At 68.2% G+C, this 19,622-nt stretch carries 18 protein-coding genes and 1 pseudogene; 10 read left to right on the top strand and 9 right to left on the bottom strand.

The features are described 5' to 3' along the window. Window positions 1–681 (top strand): 2-oxo acid dehydrogenase subunit E2 (locus C1H66_RS01970; RefSeq protein WP_205738619.1); only part of this gene is annotated, 681 nt, incomplete at its 5' end. Window positions 682–687: 6 nt separating this feature from the next. Next, entirely contained in the window at window positions 688–2,541 is a 1,854-nt protein-coding gene (locus tag C1H66_RS01965; RefSeq protein WP_102626236.1) for a protein kinase domain-containing protein, read from the top strand. A 1-nt stretch (window position 2,542) separates the two neighbouring features. On the opposite strand, the gene C1H66_RS01960 is transcribed toward C1H66_RS01965, so the two are convergent. The 4 genes from C1H66_RS01960 to C1H66_RS01945 form a co-directional block, all read right to left on the bottom strand. Continuing rightward, on the bottom strand, window positions 2,543–3,061 hold the full coding sequence (locus C1H66_RS01960) for a winged helix DNA-binding protein (protein ID WP_102626235.1): 519 nt from the start codon (window positions 3,059–3,061) through the stop codon (window positions 2,543–2,545). Window positions 3,062–3,090: 29 nt separating this feature from the next. After that, window positions 3,091–4,392, bottom strand: coding sequence for a TRAP transporter large permease (locus C1H66_RS01955; protein WP_102626234.1), 1,302 nt, complete (start codon window positions 4,390–4,392; stop codon window positions 3,091–3,093). Window positions 4,393–4,408: 16 nt separating this feature from the next. Continuing rightward, window positions 4,409–4,960 carry a TRAP transporter small permease gene (locus tag C1H66_RS01950; protein WP_102626233.1) on the bottom strand — a complete coding sequence of 184 codons (552 nt, stop codon included), beginning with the start codon at window positions 4,958–4,960 and terminating at the stop codon, window positions 4,409–4,411. Window positions 4,961–5,027: 67 nt separating this feature from the next. Further along, window positions 5,028–6,032, bottom strand: a complete 1,005-nt coding sequence (locus C1H66_RS01945) for a TRAP transporter substrate-binding protein (RefSeq protein WP_102626232.1) — start codon at window positions 6,030–6,032, stop codon at window positions 5,028–5,030. A gap of 228 nt (window positions 6,033–6,260) precedes the next feature. On the opposite strand from C1H66_RS01945, the gene C1H66_RS01940 reads away from it, so the two are divergent. From C1H66_RS01940 to C1H66_RS01930, 3 genes are read left to right on the top strand one after another with little or no spacing between them, the layout of a single operon-like run. Further along, window positions 6,261–7,016: a 5-oxoprolinase subunit PxpA gene (locus tag C1H66_RS01940; RefSeq protein WP_102626238.1), complete on the top strand. Its 756-nt coding sequence runs from the start codon at window positions 6,261–6,263 to the stop codon at window positions 7,014–7,016. Then, complete coding sequence (locus tag C1H66_RS01935; protein ID WP_102626231.1) at window positions 7,013–7,747, top strand: 5-oxoprolinase subunit B family protein; 735 nt, start codon at window positions 7,013–7,015, stop codon at window positions 7,745–7,747. Before C1H66_RS01940 ends, C1H66_RS01935 begins: the two co-directional genes overlap by 4 nt. Next, complete coding sequence (locus C1H66_RS01930) at window positions 7,744–8,694, top strand: 5-oxoprolinase subunit C family protein (protein WP_102626230.1); 951 nt, start codon at window positions 7,744–7,746, stop codon at window positions 8,692–8,694. The genes C1H66_RS01935 and C1H66_RS01930 overlap by 4 nt, the downstream gene beginning before the upstream one ends. A gap of 9 nt (window positions 8,695–8,703) precedes the next feature. Here C1H66_RS01930 and C1H66_RS01925 read toward each other — a convergent pair whose 3' ends face one another. After that, window positions 8,704–8,916 carry a hypothetical protein gene (locus tag C1H66_RS01925; protein WP_102626229.1) on the bottom strand — a complete coding sequence of 71 codons (213 nt, stop codon included), beginning with the start codon at window positions 8,914–8,916 and terminating at the stop codon, window positions 8,704–8,706. 180 nt (window positions 8,917–9,096) lie between these two features. Then, window positions 9,097–9,783 (bottom strand): DNA-binding transcriptional regulator CsiR, encoded by a 687-nt coding sequence (csiR, locus tag C1H66_RS01920; RefSeq protein WP_102626228.1) that lies wholly within the window; start codon window positions 9,781–9,783, stop codon window positions 9,097–9,099. 152 nt (window positions 9,784–9,935) lie between these two features. On the opposite strand from csiR, the gene lhgO reads away from it, so the two are divergent. Then, complete coding sequence (lhgO, locus tag C1H66_RS01915; RefSeq protein WP_102626227.1) at window positions 9,936–11,132, top strand: L-2-hydroxyglutarate oxidase; 1,197 nt, start codon at window positions 9,936–9,938, stop codon at window positions 11,130–11,132. 27 nt (window positions 11,133–11,159) lie between these two features. Here lhgO and C1H66_RS01910 read toward each other — a convergent pair whose 3' ends face one another. Together C1H66_RS01910 and C1H66_RS01905 are read right to left on the bottom strand one after the other, a co-directional pair. After that, a complete protein-coding gene (locus C1H66_RS01910; protein WP_102626226.1) occupies window positions 11,160–11,978 on the bottom strand; it encodes an IclR family transcriptional regulator in 819 nt (272 codons plus the stop codon). 36 nt (window positions 11,979–12,014) lie between these two features. Next, window positions 12,015–12,926 carry a LysR family transcriptional regulator gene (locus C1H66_RS01905; protein ID WP_102626225.1) on the bottom strand — a complete coding sequence of 304 codons (912 nt, stop codon included), beginning with the start codon at window positions 12,924–12,926 and terminating at the stop codon, window positions 12,015–12,017. Between the two features lie 142 nt (window positions 12,927–13,068). Between C1H66_RS01905 and C1H66_RS01900 the strand changes: the two genes are divergently transcribed. Genes C1H66_RS01900 through C1H66_RS01885 form a run of 4 tightly spaced genes read left to right on the top strand, consistent with a single transcriptional unit; the run spans window position 13,069 to window position 19,209 of the window. Continuing rightward, window positions 13,069–14,838 carry an acyl-CoA dehydrogenase family protein gene (locus C1H66_RS01900; protein WP_102626224.1) on the top strand — a complete coding sequence of 590 codons (1,770 nt, stop codon included), beginning with the start codon at window positions 13,069–13,071 and terminating at the stop codon, window positions 14,836–14,838. Further along, complete coding sequence (locus tag C1H66_RS01895) at window positions 14,835–16,028, top strand: CaiB/BaiF CoA transferase family protein (RefSeq protein WP_102626223.1); 1,194 nt, start codon at window positions 14,835–14,837, stop codon at window positions 16,026–16,028. Before C1H66_RS01900 ends, C1H66_RS01895 begins: the two co-directional genes overlap by 4 nt. A gap of 59 nt (window positions 16,029–16,087) precedes the next feature. Next, entirely contained in the window at window positions 16,088–17,218 is a 1,131-nt protein-coding gene (locus C1H66_RS01890; protein ID WP_102626222.1) for a TAXI family TRAP transporter solute-binding subunit, read from the top strand. A gap of 53 nt (window positions 17,219–17,271) precedes the next feature. Beyond that, window positions 17,272–19,209, top strand: coding sequence for a TRAP transporter permease (locus tag C1H66_RS01885; RefSeq protein ID WP_240618183.1), 1,938 nt, complete (start codon window positions 17,272–17,274; stop codon window positions 19,207–19,209). 115 nt (window positions 19,210–19,324) lie between these two features. Here the strand turns inward: C1H66_RS01885 and C1H66_RS01880 are convergent. Beyond that, window positions 19,325–19,622, bottom strand: a pseudogene (locus tag C1H66_RS01880) (3-oxoadipyl-CoA thiolase); the annotation flags it as partial.

Genomic DNA, 19,622 nt, shown 5'->3' with positions numbered 1-19,622 from the left:
GGCGTCCGTGCGGTGATGGCGCGGCGCATGGTGGAGGCGGCCACGACCATTCCCCATTTCCAGTATGGCGAGGAGATCGACGTCACCGAGCTGCTGGCGCTGCGCGAGCGACTCAAGCCCGCGGCCGAAGCGGCAGGCACGCGCCTGACGCTGATGCCCTTCTTCATGAAGGCCATGGCGCTGGCGGTGCGCGAGGAGCCGATCCTCAACGCCCGGCTCGATGAGGCGGTCACCGAGATCCACTACCAGTCGTCGGTCAATATCGGCATGGCGGTGGACAGCCGCTCGGGGTTGATCGTGCCCAACGTCAAGGGCGTGGAGCGACGCACCCTGCTGGACGTGGCCCGCGAGATCCAGCGCCTGACCGGCGATGCCCGCGAAGGCAAGGTGGCCCAGGCCGACCTCAAGGGGGGGACCATCAGCATCTCCAACATCGGTGCCCTGGGCGGCACCTACGCCGCGCCGATCATCAATGCGCCCGAGGTGGCCATCGTCGCCATCGGCAAGAGCCAGTGGCTGCCACGCTTCGACGCCCACGGCGAGGTGACCCGGCGGGCGATCATGACGGTCACCTGGGCCGGCGACCACCGCATCATCGACGGCGGCACCATCGCGCGGTTCTGCAACGCCTGGAAGGGATACCTGGAAGCGCCGGAGACGATGCTGTTGCATCTGGGGTGAAGCGACATGTCCCATGCGCCACTGCAGCAGTTCTATATCCCGGAAGAGCAGTCGATCTACCTGCTCAGCCACGACGACGCCCGCAAGCTCAAGGAGTGGGTGGCGCTGTGTCAGGCCCAGCTCGAGCAGCTGGGTTACCGGGACATCGAGCTGATCGGCAAGGGCGCCTACGGCTTCGTCTTCGCCGGGGTGACGGCCCTGGGCGACGAGTACGTGTTCAAGTTCACCCGGGTCAACCTGCCCCAGCACCTGCAGGACCGCCTCGAGGAGGAGGCGTTCATGCTGGAGCAGGCCGACCACCCCCGGGTGCCGAAGCTGATCGCCTACCAGCGCGTGCGCCACCAGTCGATCCTGGTGATGCAGCGCGCCCCGGGCCTCAACCTCGAGGAGGTCTCGCTACGCGAGGGGCGCCTGTCGCCGCGTCTGGTGGTGCGTATCGCCGACCAGCTGGCGGATATCCTGCGCGGGCTCCGGCGTGAGTCGGGCCCGGCGGGCAGGCCGGTGGTGCATGGCGACATCAAGCCCTCGAACCTGGTGTTCGACGCCGCCACCGAGAGCATCGCCCTGATCGACTGGGGCTCCTCGGTGTTCGCCCAGCTCGACGCCAACCAGCAGTTCGTGGCGGCCAACGTCATGGAGCTGATGTCGGACAACCTGCAGCAGACCAACGCCCGCCTGGGCGACGTCTATTTCATCGGCGAGGAGCAGTTGAACGGCGCCCTGTCGTCGCCGCGCTTCGACGAGCAGGGGGCCGCCGGCACCCTCTATGCCCTGGCCTCGGCGCAGTCCTGTCGCTTCGGCCACCGGGCCATCCCCGCGACCTCCCTGGGACTGCCCATGGAGTTCGCCCGCATGCTCGACGGCATGCTCGATCCGGACCCGCGGGTGCGCATCAAGGCCGGCGATCACTTCATCCGCGAGATGCCCAGGCTCGCGCGGCTGGTGATGCTCGACCTGCCCGAGCCAGCGCCGACCGCGCTGGTCCCGGTGTGGGGGCGACCGGCCAGCCGCGAGATCGATACCGTGGTCTACAGCTCGCGCAAGGAGTTCCTGCGCGAGGAGGGTGGGCGCGAGACGCTCAACGATGTCAACGAGGTCCAGCTCGATCGCTACTACAAGAACTTCATGCAGGGCATGGGCGAGACCGAGAAGGCCTTTCTCGCCGCGGTGAGTCGGCTGGGTCGCTACCCGGTGGTGGGCGGGCTGGCGGTGCGCTGGGAGGTCGACGGCGTCTATATCGACACCTCGCTCAACCTCCACGACCCGTCGCTGAAGCCGGCCTTCGTCGCCGCGGTGAACAACATGGTGCACCTGGCCCGGGCGATCTATCGCCAGGGGATCTTCAAGAGCTGCCTGTTCAACGCCCGCGACACCCTGCACCTGGACCGCGAGGGGCCGGAGCGTCCCTTCGCGATCGAACCGGGCATGCGCCTGGCCTACGAGGTCAGCGCGGTACCCGAGCTCGAGGATCGCAGCCGGCTGCACAGTTACTTCGAGGACGGCCCCGACCCCGAGGAGTTCCTGGTGCTGCCCGAGGCGATCATCACCTCGCTGGAGGCGCTCAACGACATCCATCACACCGGCATGATCATCTTCGAGGCGCTACCCGAGCACCTCAAGATCCACAGCTATTACCGGCTGCTCGACCCCTCCCGGGAGGCGGAGTTTCGCCGCCGCCTCGAGGACATCCTCGCCGCGGTGGGCCTGATCGAGGGGCTCGGCGTCTCGGGCTTCATGAAGATGCCCTACAAGGACACCCGCTTCTTCCCCCATGTGGAGCATCAGCCGGAGCGCTTCTATCCCCGCGACCCCCGTGCGGTGCTGGCCGAGACGGCGGCGGGCCCGGGCCGGGAGCCCTGAGTCACAGCGACGCGGCGGACCGCGCGGCCTGGTCGTAGAGCCCGGACAGGGCGCGCAGCATCCCCGCCAGGCGGCTCATCTCCTCGCGCTCGATGCCCATGGAGGAGAGCGAGTCGACCAGGCAGGCCTCGCGGATCTCGGCATAACGGCCGCACGCCTCGCGGCCCGACTCGGTGGTGCGGAAGAAGGTCTCCTTGCCCTGCTTCTCGCCGGCCACCAGGCCCAGGCGGCCGAGCTTCTTCAGCGCATAGGTGACCGTATGGGTGTCCTCCACGTTGAGCACCAGGCAGATGTCCGCCTGGCGCTTGGCCCGCTCGCGGTGATTGACGCTGTGCAACACCAGTACGTCCAGCGAGCCGAGTTCGGAATAGCCGGTGGCGGTCATGCAGCGCACCATCCAGCGGTTGAAGGCATGGCCGGCGATGATCAGTCCGAACTCGAACTCCGAGAGCTCCTGGGCACTGCGCGACAGGTGCTCCGAGGAGACGATGGGCCCGCGTGGCGTGTACTGCTTGGTCATTCGACACTCCTCCGGTCAAGCAACGACGATCATCGGCGACTGCCCATGGCCTCGGGCAGGTAGGTGACGATCTCGGGAAACAGCGAGATCAGGATCACGCCGAGCATCATCAGGAAGAAGAACGGCATGGCCGCCCAGGCGATGCTGAGGATGTTGCGCCCGGTCATGCCCTGCAGCACGAAGAGGTTGAAGCCCACCGGCGGGGTGATCTGCGACATCTCCACCACGATCACCAGGTAGATGCCGAACCAGATCAGGTCGATGCCGGCGGCTTCCACCATGGGCATCATGATCGAGGTGGTCAGCACCACCACCGAGATACCGTCGAGGAAGCAGCCCAGCAGCACGAAGAACAGCGTGAGCGCCGCGAGCAGCATCCACGGCGAGAGGCCCAGGGTGGCGATCCAGGCCGCGAGTTCCCGTGGCAGGCCGGTGAAGCCCATGGCGGCGGTGAGGAAGCTCGCCCCGGCGAGGATGAAGGCGATCATGCAGGAGGTCCGCACCGCGCCGAGCAGGGCGTCGCGGAACACCAGGCGGCCCATGGTGCCCTGGACCTTGGCCAGCAGCAGCGAGAGCACCACGCCCACGGCGGCGGCCTCGGTGGGCGAGGCCAGGCCGGTATAGATCGAGCCGATCACCCCGACGATCAGCGCCAGCATGGGAATCAGCCGGCGTGCCCGGCGCAACTTCTCGCCGAGCGGCAGGCCGGCCTCGGCGGGCGGCACGCGGTCGGGAAAGCGCCAGGCCCAGAGCATCAGGTAGGCGGCGAACAGCGAGATCAGCATCAGGCCGGGCAAGATACCGGCCATGAACAGGCGGGCGATGGACTGGTCGGTGGCCACCCCGAAGACGATCAGGATGATCGAGGGCGGGATCAGCAGCCCCAGGGTGGCCGAGCCGGCCAGGGTGCCGATGACCAGGCGTTCGTCATAGCCGCGGCGGGTGAGCTCGGGGATGGTCATCCTGCCCATGGTGGCGCAGGTCGCCGCCGAGGAGCCGGAAACCGCGGCGAACAGCCCGCAGCCCACCACATTGGTGTGCAGCAGCCGCCCGGGGATGCGCTGCATCCAGGGCGAGAGGCCGGTGAACATGTCGTCGGCGAGTTTCGAGCGGAAGAGGATCTCGCCCATCCAGATGAACATCGGCAGGGCGGTGAGCTCCCAGCTGTAGCTGGAGCCCCAGATGTTCGAGGCCATGACGTCGCCGGTGGGGATCGAGGTGAACTGGGAGAGGCCCAGCCAGCCGAGCCCGAGCAGCGAGAAGGCCACCCAGACACCACTGCCGAGCAGCAGCAGCAGGACCGCGAAGAGGATCGTCATCATCAGGAGCATGGTCGGTCTCCGGGGCTCACTCGTGGCCGCTGTCGTCGATGGTGAAGGCGGATGGCCGGGTCACGGCGGCATGCAGCGTGGCGAGCCAGGTCTCGAGCAGCGCCAGGCAGAACAGCACCACGCCGGCGAGCATCGCCGTCTGGGGAATCCACAGCGGAATGCGCAGCAGGCCATAGGAGGTCTCGTTGAAGGCGATGCTGTCCTCCAGCAGCCAGTAGAGGTTCCAGGCGAGGTAGAGGCAGAGTGCCAGCGCCACGCTCAGGCAGAACGCCTCGACGAAGACCCGGGCGGCGGGCGGCAGCCGGCCGATCAGCAGGGTCACGCGGATATGGCCGCCGTGGACGAAGGTGTAGGCCAGCCCGAGAAAGGTGGCGCCGACCAGCAGGAAACCGGAGATCTCCGAGAGGCCGGGAATCGCCAGGCCGATACGATCGCCGCCCACCTGGGTGGCGAGGCGATCGATGATGCGCCCCAGGATCTGGGCGGTGATCAGGGCGCAGATCAGGCAGAGGCAGGCGGCGGCCAGGTAGCCGCCCAGGTCGTAGAGCGGACGGAGGCGATAACGCATGACGGATTACCCTGTGCGAGAGGCTGTAGAACACCCCGGTGTCGAGCACCGGGGCGGTCGGGACGGGTCAGGGACGCGCGGCCTCGTAGGCCTCGAGGATCGCGGCTCCCTGGTCGCCGGCACTCTCGGCCCACTCCTCGGTCATGGTCGCGCCGATCTCGGCGAGCAGTTCGGCGAGTTCGGGGGTCGGCTCGCTGACCTCGATGCCGTTCTCCTCCAGCACGGCGATGGCATCGTCGGTCTCCTGGCGGCTCATTTCCCAGCCGCGCTCCTCGGCGGCCGCGGCGGCCTCGAGCACCGCCTCCCGGGTGGCCTCGTCGAGGCGGGAGAAGGCCTGCTCGCTGACGATCACCATGTTCTTGGGAATCCACAGCTGGGCATGGTTGAAGTGGCCCAGGTAGTCCCAGGCCTTGGTATCGGCGCCGGTGGCCGGGGAGGTGACCATGGCATCGACACGGCCGGTGCTGAAGGCGGTGGGAATGTCGGGGACCTCGACCTGGGTGGGTACGGCACCGACCAGTTGGGCCAGCCGCTCGCTGGCGGTGTTGTAGGCGCGCATGTTGAGGTTGCGCAGGTCATCCGGCCCTTCCACGGCCTGCTGGGTGTAGATCCCCTGGGGTGGCCAGGGTACCGCGAAGAGGATGCGCAGCCCCTGCTGGCCGAGTTCCTCGGCGATGATCTCGCGGGAGGCCTCCCACAGCGCCCAGGCCTCCTCGTAATTGGCGGCCAGGTAGGGCACCGAGTCCACCTCGTAGATCGGGTTCTCGTTGGCCAGCCGCGACATGATCAGCTCGCCGATGGGCACGATGCCGCGGCGCACGGAGTTCTTGATCTCGGCATGGCCGATCAGCGAACCGTTGGCGTGCACGGTGATGTCGAGCTCGCCGTCGGTACGTTCTCGCACGTCGTCGGCGAATTCACGGATGTTCACGGTATGGAAGGTGCGGTCGCCGTAGGGCGTGGGCATGTCCCATTCGGTGGCGGCCTGGGCCGAGACGCTCAGGGTGGTCAGGCCGAGGCCCAGGGCGGCGGCCGAGGTCAGGCCGGCCAGCAGCGGTGTCCTGGCAGTCATGATGCAGTCTCCTTCAAGAGGTCTTGTTGTCGGTTGATGAGTGGCAATGGCCTCGCGGCACCGCCAGCTCGGGTCCATCCTGAGCATAGTGGCCTTTTCGCGCGGGCACGCATGCAGGGTGAACGTTACATCAACGTTTTCCATCCTAAACGTTTATGTTGTATTGTCAATTTATCGATAAACTGTTTTTAAAGATTCGGCCGACGCATGAATCATCGGGAGATCGCCATGCCACGACTGCTGCTCAACGCCGACATGGGAGAGAGCTTCGGCTCCTGGGTGATGGGACTCGACCACGAGGTGATGCCTCACGTGGACCTGGCCAACGTCGCCTGCGGCTTCCACGCCTCCGATCCGGACGTGATGCGCCGTACGGTTCGCCTGGCCAGGGAGCACGACGTCACCGTGGGGGCGCACCCGGCCTACCCGGACCTGGTCGGCTTCGGACGCCGCTCCCTGGCCTGCTCGGCCGAGGAGATCGAGAACCTGGTGCTCTACCAGTTGGGTGCCCTGGCCGGCGTCGCCCGGGCCGAGGGGCTCGAGGTGGGCTACGTCAAGCCCCATGGGGCGCTCTACAACGACATGGCCCGTGATCCCGGGATCCTGGCGGCGGTGATGCGTGCCATCCTGGCCTTCGATGCCCGGCTGCCGCTGATGGTGATGGCCACCCGCGATCCGAGCGGCTTCCGGGCACTGGCCGACGAGCACGGCGTGACCCTGTGGTTCGAGGCCTTCGCCGACCGCGCCTACGACGGCGAGGGGCGGCTGGTGTCGCGACGCGAGCCGGGGGCGGTGCACCACGACCCGGCGGTGATCGTCGACCAGGCCCGGCGCATCGCTGCCGGGTTGCCGATCACGACCCGCGACGGCAGCGAGCTGGTGCTGGCGGCGGATACGCTCTGCGTGCATGGCGACAATCCCGAGTCGATCGCCGCGGTGAAGGCGATCCGCGAAGCCCTGGACCGGCTCGAGCAGCCGTCATGACCGGACGGGTCACCGCGGGGTTGCCCCGCCTCGAGGCCGCCGGCCTGGATGCCTGGATGGTGCGGCTGTTCGCGACCATCGACGAGGCCAACCTGCCCTGGCTGACCGCCCTGAGCCGGGACTGCGAGGCGGCCTTCGGCGAGGCGCTGGTCGATCTGGTGCCGTCCTATACCACGCTGCTGGTGGTCTTCGACCCGCTCAAGCTCGACCCCGAGCTGGCCCGCCGTCGCCTCGAGGCGGTGCTCGCCGGGCTCACCCCGGATGCCGATGCCATGGACGGCGAGATCCGCGAGCTCCCCACCTGGTACGACACGAGCGTCGGGCCGGAGCTTGGCCGGCTGGCCGAGCGCGCCGGCATGTCGGTAGCGGAGGTGATCGGCTGCCATAGCGAGGCGCTCTACCGGGTCTTCGCCCTGGGCTTCGCCCCGGGCTTTGCCTTCATGGGGCTGCTCGACGAGCGGCTCGAGTGCCCGCGGCTCGACACGCCGCGCCAGCGGGTGCCGCTGGGCAGCGTGGCGGTGGCGGGGCGCCAGACCGCGGCCTACCCGGCGGTCTCGCCCGGCGGCTGGAACCTGATCGGCCGTACCGCGGCCCGGCTCTTCGATCGCGAGCGCGAGGGCTTCAGCCTGTTGCGCCTGGGGGATCGGGTGCGTTTCGTGCCCGTCGACCGGGCGACCTTCGAGGCCCAGGGGGGCGATACGACGCCGATGGGCGAGGAGGCGGGGCGATGAGTCAGCGAGCCGTTCCCGGCTTCCGTGTCAGGCGTAGCGGCCCCTTGGCACTGCTGCAGGATGCCGGTCGCTTCGGCGTGCGTCACCTGGGGGTGACCCAGGGCGGGCCGGCCGACCTGCACGGCTGGGCCTGGGCCAACCATCTGGTGGGCAACTCCTGGGGCGCCACGGCGCTGGAGATCACCTTCGGCGGGATCGAGCTGGTCGCCGAGCGCGACCTGACGCTGGCGGTCGCCGGGGCGGACCTCGGGGCGACCCGCGACGGGGAGGCGCTGCCGGGCTGGCAGTCGGTCGCGATCCGTGAGGGGCAGGTCCTGGCCTTCACGCAGCCGATCAATGGCCTGCGCGCCTATCTGGCGGTGGCCGGTGGCTTCTCGGCCGAGCCGGTGCTGGGTAGCGTGGCCTGCGTGGTGCGCGAGGGCCTGGGGGGGCATGATGGCCTGGGACACACGCTGGCCGAGGGCGATCTGCTGAGGGTCGGGGAGGGGGGTGGCCGAGGGGGGGATGTGCGGTCGGCACCGCCGACCGAGCGCCCCGACTATCGGCAAACCGCACGGCTGGCGCTGCTGCCCGGCGCGCAGATCGGCGGTTTCACCGGCCGCAGCCTGTTCGATGCCTTCAATGCCGTCTGGCGAGTAGATGATCGCGCCGATCGCATGGGGGTACGCCTGACCGGCCCGCGTCTGCGGTGCCGCATCGAGTCGCTGATCTCGGAGGGCATCGGTCTGGGGGCGGTCCAGGTGCCGCCCGACGGCCAGCCCATCGTGCTGCTCAACGATCGCCAGACCATCGGCGGCTACCCGCGGCTGGGGGCGTTGACGCCATTGGCCGCCAGCCGACTGGCCCAGTGCCTGCCGGGCCAGGAGGTGTGCCTGGCGGCGGTATCCCGCGAGCGCGCGCTGGCCGACTACCGGCGCTTTCGCGCCGTCTTCGCGGGCGTCGTGTGACGGGCGGGCTCAGGCACCGAGGCCGCTTTCGCGCAACAGCTGATCGATGGAGCGCTCGGGACGGGCGGTGCCGGTGCTCTCCAGCAGCAGTTGCGTCTCGAGAGACGCCGCACCGTCGCTGACACAGCGCTCGATCAGTTCGGCCTTGCTCAGCCCGGTCTGCTGGCTGAGGCGTTCGAGGCGGGCCTCGAGATCACGGGAAAATCGCAGCAGGTGAGGCATGGGTCGTTCCTCCGGGGGCTGGCCTTCGGCTGGCGCCGCGTCTCGATGGCGCACCGGGTGTCGTTCTGAGTTTAACACCGCCGATTGCCTCGGCGTTGCCTGTGGAGCAGTTTCATACCCGGCGATGACGTGCGTATGACAATCGAGGTCGTTCGCGGACGAGTGGCGTCAACCGGTGGCTCAGGCCAGGCCTCGGCTGTGCATCACTTCGGTGATGATGGGGACGGGGGTCATCAGGTGCTCGCGCATCATCACGGTGGCGCGATCGGCGTCACGGGCCAGGATGACGTCGACCAGGGCCGCGTGTTCCCGGCGCTTGCGCTCCAGGGCCTCGTCGGAGAAGACCGTCTCGCGCAGCCACAGATGCCGATAGCGCTCCACCTGGTTGAACAGGGTCTCGCGTACCTGCAGCAGATGGGGGGAATTGCAGCCGCCGACGATGGCGGTGTGAAAGTCCTTGTGGCGGGCATCCCAGATGTCCAGCAACTCGTCGGGGCCGTTCACCTCCATCACCTTGGCCAGCGTGTGGGCACGGCCGAGGATGCCGGCTTCCCAGGCGTCGTCGCCGCGTTCGATGGCCAGGCGTAGCATCATCGCCTCGAGCTGGGCGCGGGCGTCGTAGAGATCGGCGAGCTCGGCCAGCGACATCGGCGCCACCCGATAGCCGCGCTGACTGATGGCGATCACCAGGCGCTCGGCCACCAGTTGCGAGAGGGCCTCCCGCAGGGGGCCGATGCCGAGATCGTAGCGCTCCTTGAGTCGGCTCATCAGCAGCTTCTCGCCGGGCTGGAAGATCCCGCGGATGATGTCGCGCTTGAGCCAGTGATAGGCGCTGATGCCCAGGTTCTGTCGAGGGGGGATCTCCATGATGTCGCCATTCCTTGATTCGCTTGCCATGATACCCGATTGTCGCTACTAGCGATAATCATGGTCACTTCGTCAGGATAATGGAAACTCGGCCGAATGATGGATATTCTGCTGGGGTGCCCTGACCGCGATCCTAAACCTCGAGGTGTGCCGTGTTGGACTTCATCATCATCGGTGGCGGCATCCTCGGCATGTCCACCGCCATGCAGCTCGCCGAGGCCTACCCCGACCGTCGCCTGCTGCTGCTGGAGAAGGAGGAGGGGCCGGCGCGCCACCAGTCCGGCCACAACAGCGGCGTGATCCATGCCGGGGTCTACTACACGCCGGGTAGCCTCAAGGCGCGTTTCTGCCTCGAGGGTAACCGCGCGACCAAGGCCTTCTGCGCCACCCATGGCATCGCCTACGACGAGTGCGGGAAATTGCTGGTGGCCACCAACGCCCTCGAGATGCAGCGCATGGAGGCGCTGTGGGAACGCACCGCGGCCAACGGGCTGGAGCGCGAGTGGCTCGACGCCGAGGCGCTTCGCGAGCGGGAGCCCAACATCACCGGGCTGGGCGCCATCTTCGTGCCCTCGAGCGGCATCGTCGACTACGCCCGGGTCACCGAGGCGATGGCGGATGAGTTCGAGCGCCGCGGCGGACAGTTGCACTACGGGCATCGGGTCACCGGCCTCGACGAACGCCCCGGCGAAGTGGTGGTGCACACCACCCAGGGGGAATTCAGCGCCCGCTATCTGGTCACCTGCGCCGGGCTGATGGCCGACCGGGTGGTCCGCATGCTGGGCCGCAACCCCGGGTTCACCATCTGTCCCTTCCGCGGCGAGTACTACCGACTGCCGGCCAGGCACGATCGCATCGTCAACCACCTGATCTACCCGATTCCCGACCCGGCCATGCCGTTCCTCGGCGTGCACCTGACCCGCATGATCGACGGCGGCGTGACCGTCGGTCCCAATGCCGTGCTCGCGCTCAAGCGCGAGGGCTATCACAAGAACGATGTCTCGCTGACCGACATGGCACGGATGTTCAGCAACCCGGGCATTCTCAGGGCCCTCGGCGGGAGCCTGAGGCCGGGCCTCTCGGAACTGAAGAATTCGCTGTTCAAGCGGGGGTATCTGGAGCAGGTGCGCAAGTACTGCCCCAGCCTGACCCTCGAGGACCTCGGGCCCTGGCCCGCCGGGGTGCGCGCCCAGGCGGTATCCCGCGGCGGCAAGCTCATCGACGACTTCCTGTTCGTCAACACCCGGCGTACCGTCAATGTCTGCAACGCGCCGTCGCCGGCGGCTACCTCGGCGATTCCCATCGGCGCGCATATCGTCGACAAGGTGAAGGAGCAGGTCCGGCTCTGAAGCGCCGCCGGGCCGTGGGGTGCCGGGTCAGCGCGGCATCCCGGCGGGCTCGAACTCCCGCCGGATTCGCTCGGCGACCTCGATCAGCCGTGGACCGAGGTTCTCGACCAGGATCTCGTGCGTCAGCCTCAGTCCTGATCCCCCGCAGTTGATGGCCATGACCTCCGCTCCGCCTTCGAGTACCAGCGGCAGGGCCACGGCGCTGACCTCCTTCTGCCAGTCCCCCTCGGAGAGGCAGAAACCGTGGTGCTCGTACTCCGCCAGGCTCCTGTCGATGCCGGCCTCGATGCGTGGCCAGTCATCGCGATGGGTCTCCCGCAATTCAGCCAATACCTGCTGGCGACGCTCGGTGGAGATGCCGCAGAGCCAGGCGCGGCCGATGGCCGAGGTCGCCATGGGCAGCCGCGAGCCGACCTCGAGGCGCATGATCAGCGGACCGCTGCCGTGGCAGGTCTCCAGATACATCATCGAGGTGCGATCGGCGGTGCCCAGGCTGACGTTGCAGTCGGTGGCGTCGGCGAGGCGCTGCAGGTGAGGGCGGGCGATATCGCGAATGCCCATGTTGGCCAGGTAGCGATAGCCCAGGGCGAGCACCCCGGCCCCCAGGCGGTATTTCTCGAGATGCTGGTTGTGCTGCAGATAGCCCAGCAGCGTCAGGGTGTAGGTCAGACGAGAGACCGTCGGCCGGGGAATGCCGGTGCGCCGCGAGAGCTCGGCATTGCCGAGATATTCCTCACCGGCGCCGAAGGCACGCAGCAGCTCCAGGCCACGGCCCAGGGCCGTGACGAAGTTGCGATCCTTGCCGGGGCTGTCGGCGTCGTCATCGGTGACAGTTGGGTGCTTCATGCAGGGGTTCCTGAGCCGGATCACGAATTGCGGAATCTAGTATCGCATATCAGACGGTATTTGCCTGCAGGTCGCCCTGACGCTATCGATCAGCAGGTCGCGGTTGGCGTCGACGGCGTCGGTGAGCCAGATGCAGTGCGACTGATGCCTGACGTTCGTGTTGGCCAGGGGCAGGAAGACCACGTTCGAGAACATCGACCCCGCCAACGCCCGGGGCACCAGGGCGACGCCCATGCCGTGGGCGATCAGGGCCACGATGGTCAGCCAGTGGGACACCTCGTGCTTGATGGAGGGTTCCTGGTCGGCGACATGAAACAGGCTGACGATGCGATCGTAGTAGTGGGGCGCCAGGCTGCGATTGAACATCACCAGCGGTTCGCCGGCCAGGTCGCGGATCTCCAGCCTCGCCCGCGACGCCAGCGGATGGTGCTGGGGCAGGCAACACAGGAACTCCTCGTCGGCGATGGTCAAGGTGGACAGGCTCGGGGGGAGCGGCATCGAGTGGATGAAGCCGATATCCAGCTGGCCGGCTTCGATGGCCTCGACCTGGTCGGCGGAGTTGCGCTCCATCAGTTGAATCTCGATGCCCGGATGCGACGCCTGCAGGGCCTTGAGGGCCGCCGGCAACTGGCGAAAGAGCATCGCCGGCGTGAAGCCGACCCGCACGAGGCCCGAGGCGCTGGTGGCGATGCGCCTGACCAGGGCTCGCGATTCCTCCAGGTGCTCCAGCTGGCGCTGCGCCTGGCGCTGGAAGGCGAGGCCCGCCGTGGTCAGGGCGACATGCTTGCTGCTGCGCTCCAGCAACTGGACGCCGAGCTCCTCTTCCAGCTGGCGCAGGCTGGCGCTGAGGGGCGGCTGGGAGATGTGCAGTCGCCTGGCGGCGCGGCCGAAGTGCAGTTCGTCGGCCAGCACCAGGAAGTAGCGCAACTGGCGAAAGGTCAGAGCCATGGCGTCCTCTTCCCATGATCGGCAATGGTGAATATCCCTTGATGATACCAAAAATACTATCGAAAGAGAGGAAAGTGGTATTGGTGTGGCGTCATTTGCCCTCCTAGCATGCGATAAAACAAATCGTGAGAGGAGAGAGCCGGTGCCTGACGCCACCCATCGCAATATCCCCGACAGCCGCGGCGGTAATGTCTACGACGGCGACCCCGAGTTTGCGCGACTGCTGGGCATCTATGCAGACCCCACCCTGAGGTCGCACATCGAGCCGCAGTTCCGCGAACTCGGTGGCCTGGTCGGGGACGAGCTCGAGACCCTGGCACTGGAGGCCGACAGGCACCCACCGGTGCTTCGGCTGCGCTGCCGCAACGGTGCCGATCTTCAGCGCATCGACAAGCACCCGTCCTACCGCCGGCTGGAACACTACGCCTATTCCCGCTTCGGGCTCGCGGCGATGTCCCACCGCGGTGGGGTGCTGGACTGGCCGGAACCGCTGCCGCCCATCGTCAAGTACGGCCTGACCTACCTCTTCGTCCAGGCGGAGTTCGGACTCTGCTGTCCGCTGAGCATGACCGATGCCCTGACCCGCACCCTGCGCAAGTTCGGCTCGCCGGCGTTGATCGAACGTTACCTCGGCCGGCTCACTTCCCAGGACGCCGAGCAGCGGTTTCAGGGGGCCATGTTCATGACCGAGCAGGATGCCGGCTCCGACGTGGGGGCGATCACCACCGAGGCCCGTTACGAGGGGGGCGTCTGGCGGCTGTATGGCGACAAGTGGTTCTGCTCCAATCCGGACGCGGCCCTGGCCATGGTGCTGGCGCGTCCGGCCGGCGGCGAGGCAGGCACCCGCGGCCTGACCCTCTTCCTGCTGCCGCGGCATCTGGAGGATGGCAGCCTGAATCGCTACCGCATCCTGCGCCTCAAGGACAAGCTGGGCACCCGCTCGATGGCCAGCGGCGAGATCGTGCTGGAAGGGGCCGAGGCCCATGTGGTGGGCGAGCCGGGCAACGGCTTCAAGCAGATGACCGACATGATCAATATGTCGCGGCTGTCGAACGGGGTGCGCTCCGCCGGCCTGATGCGGCGTGCCGTGAACGAGGCGCTGTTCATCTCGCGCCATCGGGTCGCCTTCGGCCGGCAACTGATCGATCTGCCGCTGATGCAGCGCCAGCTGAGCAAGATGATGGTCAGCGCCGAGCAGGGACGAAGCATGGTCTTTCATACCGCCGACTGCCTGCGCCGTGCCGATGGCGGCGACCCCGAGGCCGCCAAGTTGCTGCGCATCCTGACGCCCCTGATCAAGTTCCGCACCACCCGTGATGCCCGCAAGGTGACCGGCGACGGCATGGAGGTGCGCGGCGGCTGCGGCTATATCGAGGAGTGGTCGGACGCCCGGGTGTTGCGGGATGCCCACCTGGGGTCGATCTGGGAAGGCACCAGCAACATCGTCGCCCTGGACGTCTTCCGTGCCATTCGCCGCGAGCGGACCCTGCCGGTGTTGCGGGACTACCTGCGGCGGTTGCTCGACGAGGCCGCCCTGACCGAGCGGGAGCGCGCTCTCTTCACGACCCTGCTGGCGAAGGGCGTGGCCGCCGCCGAGCGGGTGGCCGACTCGCCGGACAACGAGGCCGAGGGGCGCCGCATCGCCAGCGGGCTCTATCACCTCACCTCGGCTATCATCCTGGCCTGGGAGGCGGCAAGGCTGGGCGACGACTGCCGGCGCCTGGCCCTGGCCAAGCTGGTGCTCCAGCACAGGCTGCTGCCCCGGGACCCTCTCGAGCCTGCCGCGGTGGACGCCGAGGCCGTGGCCGACCTGCTGGCGGAGACCGCGCTGGATCGCCGGGGACTGGCCCGGCTGGTCGATGACCAGGCCCTGGCTCGTCGGGCCGGTCTCGTCGAGGAGGTGGTGGCATGAGCTGCTCCGACGCCGCGCTGAGCGGCATCCGGGTGATCGACCTCAGCCGTGTGCTGGGCGGCCCCTACTGCACCCAGGTGCTCGGCGACCATGGCGCCGATGTGATCAAGATCGAGCCCCCTTCGGGTGACGAGACCCGAGGCTGGGGGCCTCCCTTCGCGGGGGACGCCGCCTCCTACTTCCATGGCCTCAACCGCAGCAAGCGGGGCATGGCGCTGGACCTTCGCCAGGCCGCGGGCAGGGAGCTGCTGCTGCAGCTGCTGGAAGGGACCGATGTGCTGGTGGAGAACTTCAAGCCGGGTACCCTGGAGAAGTGGGGCCTGGGCTACGAGGTCCTCGAGGCGCGCTTCCCGGGGCTGATCCACTGCCGGATCAGTGGCTTCGGCGCCGATGGCCCCCTGGGTGGGCTGCCCGGCTACGACGCCGTGATCCAGGCCATGGCCGGGCTGATGAGCGTCAATGGCGAGGCCGGAGGGGACCCCCTGCGGATCGGCCTGCCGGTGGTGGATATCGTCACCGGGCTCAATGCGGTGATCGGCATCAGTCTGGCGCTGCATGAACGCCAGCGCAGCGGCAGGGGGCAGTTCGTCGAGGCGGCGCTGTTCGACTCGGGACTCTCGCTGATGCACCCGCACTTTCCCAATGTCTTCCATGGCGGGCCGGCGCCCAGGCGTACCGGCAACGCCCATCCCAACATTGCGCCCTACGAGGTGTATCGCACCGCCACCCAGCCGTTGTTCCTGGCGGTGGGCAACAACGGCCAGTTCGCCAGGCTGTGCGAGACGATCGGGTGTCCGGAGCTGACGGCTGATCCGCGTTTCGTCGACAACGGGACGCGGCTGGCCAATCGCGAGGCGCTGCGCGATGCCCTCGAGTCGGCCATGGCGACGGAGGAGGGCGAGGCCCTGGCGGAGCGCCTCATTCGCGTCGGGGTGCCCTGCGGCCCGGTGCTCGAGACCCGGGAGGTCCTGGCCCATCCGCATACCGCCCACCGCGAGATGATCGTCGAGATCGGCGCCTACCGGGGCACCGGCTCGCCGGTCAAGCTGGGCCGCACGCCCTCTCGATATCGCCGCCCGCCGCCGCGCTTCGGCGAACACACCGAGGAGATCCTCGCCGCCCTCGGCCTCTCGCCGACACGCGTCGCCGACCTGCGGGGGCAGGGCGTCATCCCCGCATCCCGCGCCTGACGACGCGATACCCGAGCCTCGATGGCCAATCCTTCAATAACAAGCAGAGAGAGCATGCCATGCAACGCAAGACACTCACCGCCGGCCTGATCGCCGCTTCGCTGATCACCTTGGGCGGTAATTCTCACGCCGACGGGCTGCCCGACACCATGACCTGGACGGCCTACGACGTCGGCTCCCAGGGCCACTCCGAGGCCTCGGCCATCGCCGACGCCTTCGGCCGCGCCCATGACAGCCGCATCCGCATCCAGCCGGCCGGCTCGGCGATCGGCCGCCTGCAGCCCCTGCTCAGTGGTCGCGCCGACTACGCCTACCTGGCCACCGAGTCCTTCTTCGCCACGGAAGGCCTCCATGACTTCGCCGAACGGCGCTGGGGCCCCCAGGACCTGCGCGCCGTGGCCGGTCGCCCCTCCACCTTCGGCGTGCCCACCGCCGCCGACGCCGGCATTCGCACCCTGGAAGACCTGCGTGGCAAGCGGGTCGCCTATGTTGCCGGCAATCCCTCGGTCAACGTCAAGTGCGATGCGATCCTCGCCTTCGGTGGGTTGACTCGCGATGACGTGGAGGCGGTGATGTTTCCGGCCCATGGGGCGGCCATGAGTTCACTGGCAGAGAATCGTGCCGACGCGACCTGCACCACCACCACCGCCAGCCAGCTCTACGAGCTGGCGGAGTCCGCCCGAGGCATCCACTGGGTCGATATCCCGGCGGACGACGAGAAGGGCTGGCGGCGCATGAACCGGGTCGCCCCGGTGTTCCAGCCCTTCCGGGAGACGATCGGGGCGGGGCTCTCCGAGGCGTCACCGGCCAACATGCTGGCCTATCGCTATCCGATCATCGTCTCCCTGGCCGACAGGAGCGACGACGAGGTGTATGAGTTCGTCAAGGCGCTGGACGAGACCTACGACCTCTACAAGGACGCCACCTCGGCGATCCATCGCTGGGCCATCGACGATGCCGGAGTGCCGCCGATCGATATTCCCTTCCACGCCGGGGCAATCCGCTATCTGGACGAGCAGGGCATCTGGAACGAGGAGATGCAGGCCTGGAACGAGGCACGCCTGGCCAGGCTGGAGGCCCTGAGCGAGGCCTGGTCGCAGGCCCGGGAGGAGGGCGGCGACCTGGACGACGAAGCCTTCGCCGCACTGTGGGACGAGCGTCGCCAGGCGGTGCTCGCCGAGCTTCAGTGATGCCATGGCCGGGGCCTCGTCGCCCCGGCCTCTCCTCTGCAAGGGTCCTGACCATGAGCGATATCAATAACCAGCGGCTCAGTGGCTTTCCCCGGGGGGTGGTGATGACCCTGGGCCTCATCGGCCTGCTGCTGGCCATCAACCAGACCTTCGCCCTGAAGCTGTTCGGCTTCTACCCCCTGGGCAATGCCTTCCTCTACTACCTGATCGGCATCTTCCTCGCCGTGGCGTTGCTCTGCTTTCCCGCCCGGACCGCCGATGCCCGTCGACTGCCCTGGTACGACTGGCTGTTGGCGATCGCCGCCCTGGGGTGCGCCATCTACCTGGGCGTCAATGGCCTGCGCATGACCCAGGAGGGCTGGGAGTACTTCGCCCCCCGCGAAGCCACCCTCGTCGCCGCGCTGACGCTGCTGCTGGTGCTGGAGGGCGTCAGGCGCTGCGGCGGCTGGGCGATCTTCGCCGTGGCCCTGGTGTTTGGCCTCTATCCCCTCTATGCCGGCCAGATGCCGGGCTTCCTGTGGAGCAACCCCTTCGCCCTGGATGAGACGATCCGCGCCCATGTGATGGGGGCCGAGAGCATCATCGGCGTGCCCATGCAGGTGGTGGCCAACCTGATCATCGGCTTCGTGGTCTTCGGCATCGCCCTGACCGTGACCGGCGGCGGCGAGTTCTTCATGAACTTCGCCACCGCCCTGATGGGGCGGAGTCGCGGCGGGCCGGCCAAGGTGGCGGTGATCTCGAGTGCCTTCATGGGCAGCCTTTCGGGCAGTGCGGTCTCCAATATCCTGACCACCGGGACGATCACCATTCCCGCCATGAAGCGCAGCGGCTACTCCGCCGAGTACGCCGCCGCCGTCGAGGCCTGCTCTTCCACCGGGGGTACCCTGATGCCGCCGGTAATGGGCGCCGTGGCCTTCATCATGGCCTCCTTCCTGGGGGTGAGCTACGCCACGGTGATGGTGGCGGCGCTGCTGCCGGCGATCCTCTTCTACCTGGCGCTGCTGCTGCAGGTGGACAATCATGCGGCCCGCCAGGGCCTGAAGGGCATGCGACCCGAGGAGATTCCCCGGGTGTTCGATACCCTGAAGTCCGGCTGGCCCTACCTGCTGAGCCTCGCGGTGCTGATCCATATGCTGCTGGTGATGCGCCTGGAGAGTCATGCCCCCTACTATGCCACCCTGGTGCTGCTGGCGATCTCGCTGTTCCGCCGCCGGCAGCGGTTGAGCGTCGGCAAGGGGCTGGGGTTCATGTACCGACTCGCCCACAACATCGGCAATCTGGTGGCGATACTGGCCGGCATCGGCCTGGTGGTCGGTGGCCTCTCCTATACCGGGGTGGCCGGCTCCTTCTCCCGCGAGCTGCTGCTGTATGCCGATGGCAGCATCCCCCTGATGCTGGTGGCGGGGGCGGTGACCAGCTTCGTGCTGGGCATGGGCATGACCGTCAGTGCCTGCTACATCTTCCTGTCGATCCTGCTGGCGCCGGCCCTGGTGGGCGCGGGGCTCGACCCCCTGGGCAGCCACCTGTTCATCCTCTACTGGGGCATGCTCTCCTATATCACCCCGCCGGTGGCCCTGGCGGCGATCACCGCCGCGGGGGTGGCGGGTGCCGGCAACACCCGCACCAGCCTCCACGCGGTGCGCCTGGGCGGGGTGCTGTTCGTGCTGCCCTTCCTGTTCGTGCTCAACCCCGCCTTGATCCTGCAGGGGCCCCTCGACCGGGTGCTGCTGTCGTCGCTCACCGCCATCACCGCCATCTGGCTGGTGGCCTCGGCCATGGAGGGCTACCTGTATCGCGTCGGCAGCATCGGCCGCCTGACCCGTGTCATCCTGCTGCTGCCGGCGGGCCTGCTGATCTACCCCGAGTGGCGCAGCGACATGGTCGGGCTGGCGCTGCTGGCCCTCTGCTACCTGGCTCATCGCGGTGCCTGGCGCCGGCCGGCCGCGGCCCGTCCTCGCGACCGGCTCGCGGGCCAGGTCGAAGGTCGCTGATGGCGTCGCCGGGAACGGAGCGCGCCGGCAGGTAACAAAGCCGCCGCCCCGTGAGGGGCGGCGGCTTCATTCGGTTCTCCTGGTGGCGAGATGCCCGGCCGGCTCGTCGCTGGGATCAGCCGTCCAGTCGCTCGAGGATGGCGGCGATGCCCTGGCCGACGCCGATGCACATGGTCACCAGGGCGAAGCGCCCACCGCCGGCCTCCAGCTGGCGCAGGGCGGTCAGCGCCAGGCGTGCCCCGGAGGCGCCCAGGGGGTGACCGATGGCGATGGCGCCGCCGTTGGCATTCAGGCGCGAGTCGTCGGCGGACAGGCCGAGCCCCTCGAGGCAGCCCAGCACCTGGACGGCGAAGGCCTCGTTGATCTCGATCACATCCATCTGCTCCAGCGTCAGCCCGGCCCGCGCCAGCACC

Origin of the sequence: Halomonas heilongjiangensis, from assembly GCF_002879645.1 — a bacterium.
Classification (GTDB): domain Bacteria; phylum Pseudomonadota; class Gammaproteobacteria; order Pseudomonadales; family Halomonadaceae; genus Halomonas; species Halomonas heilongjiangensis.
This window is presented reverse-complemented; position numbering and strand designations above follow the sequence as displayed.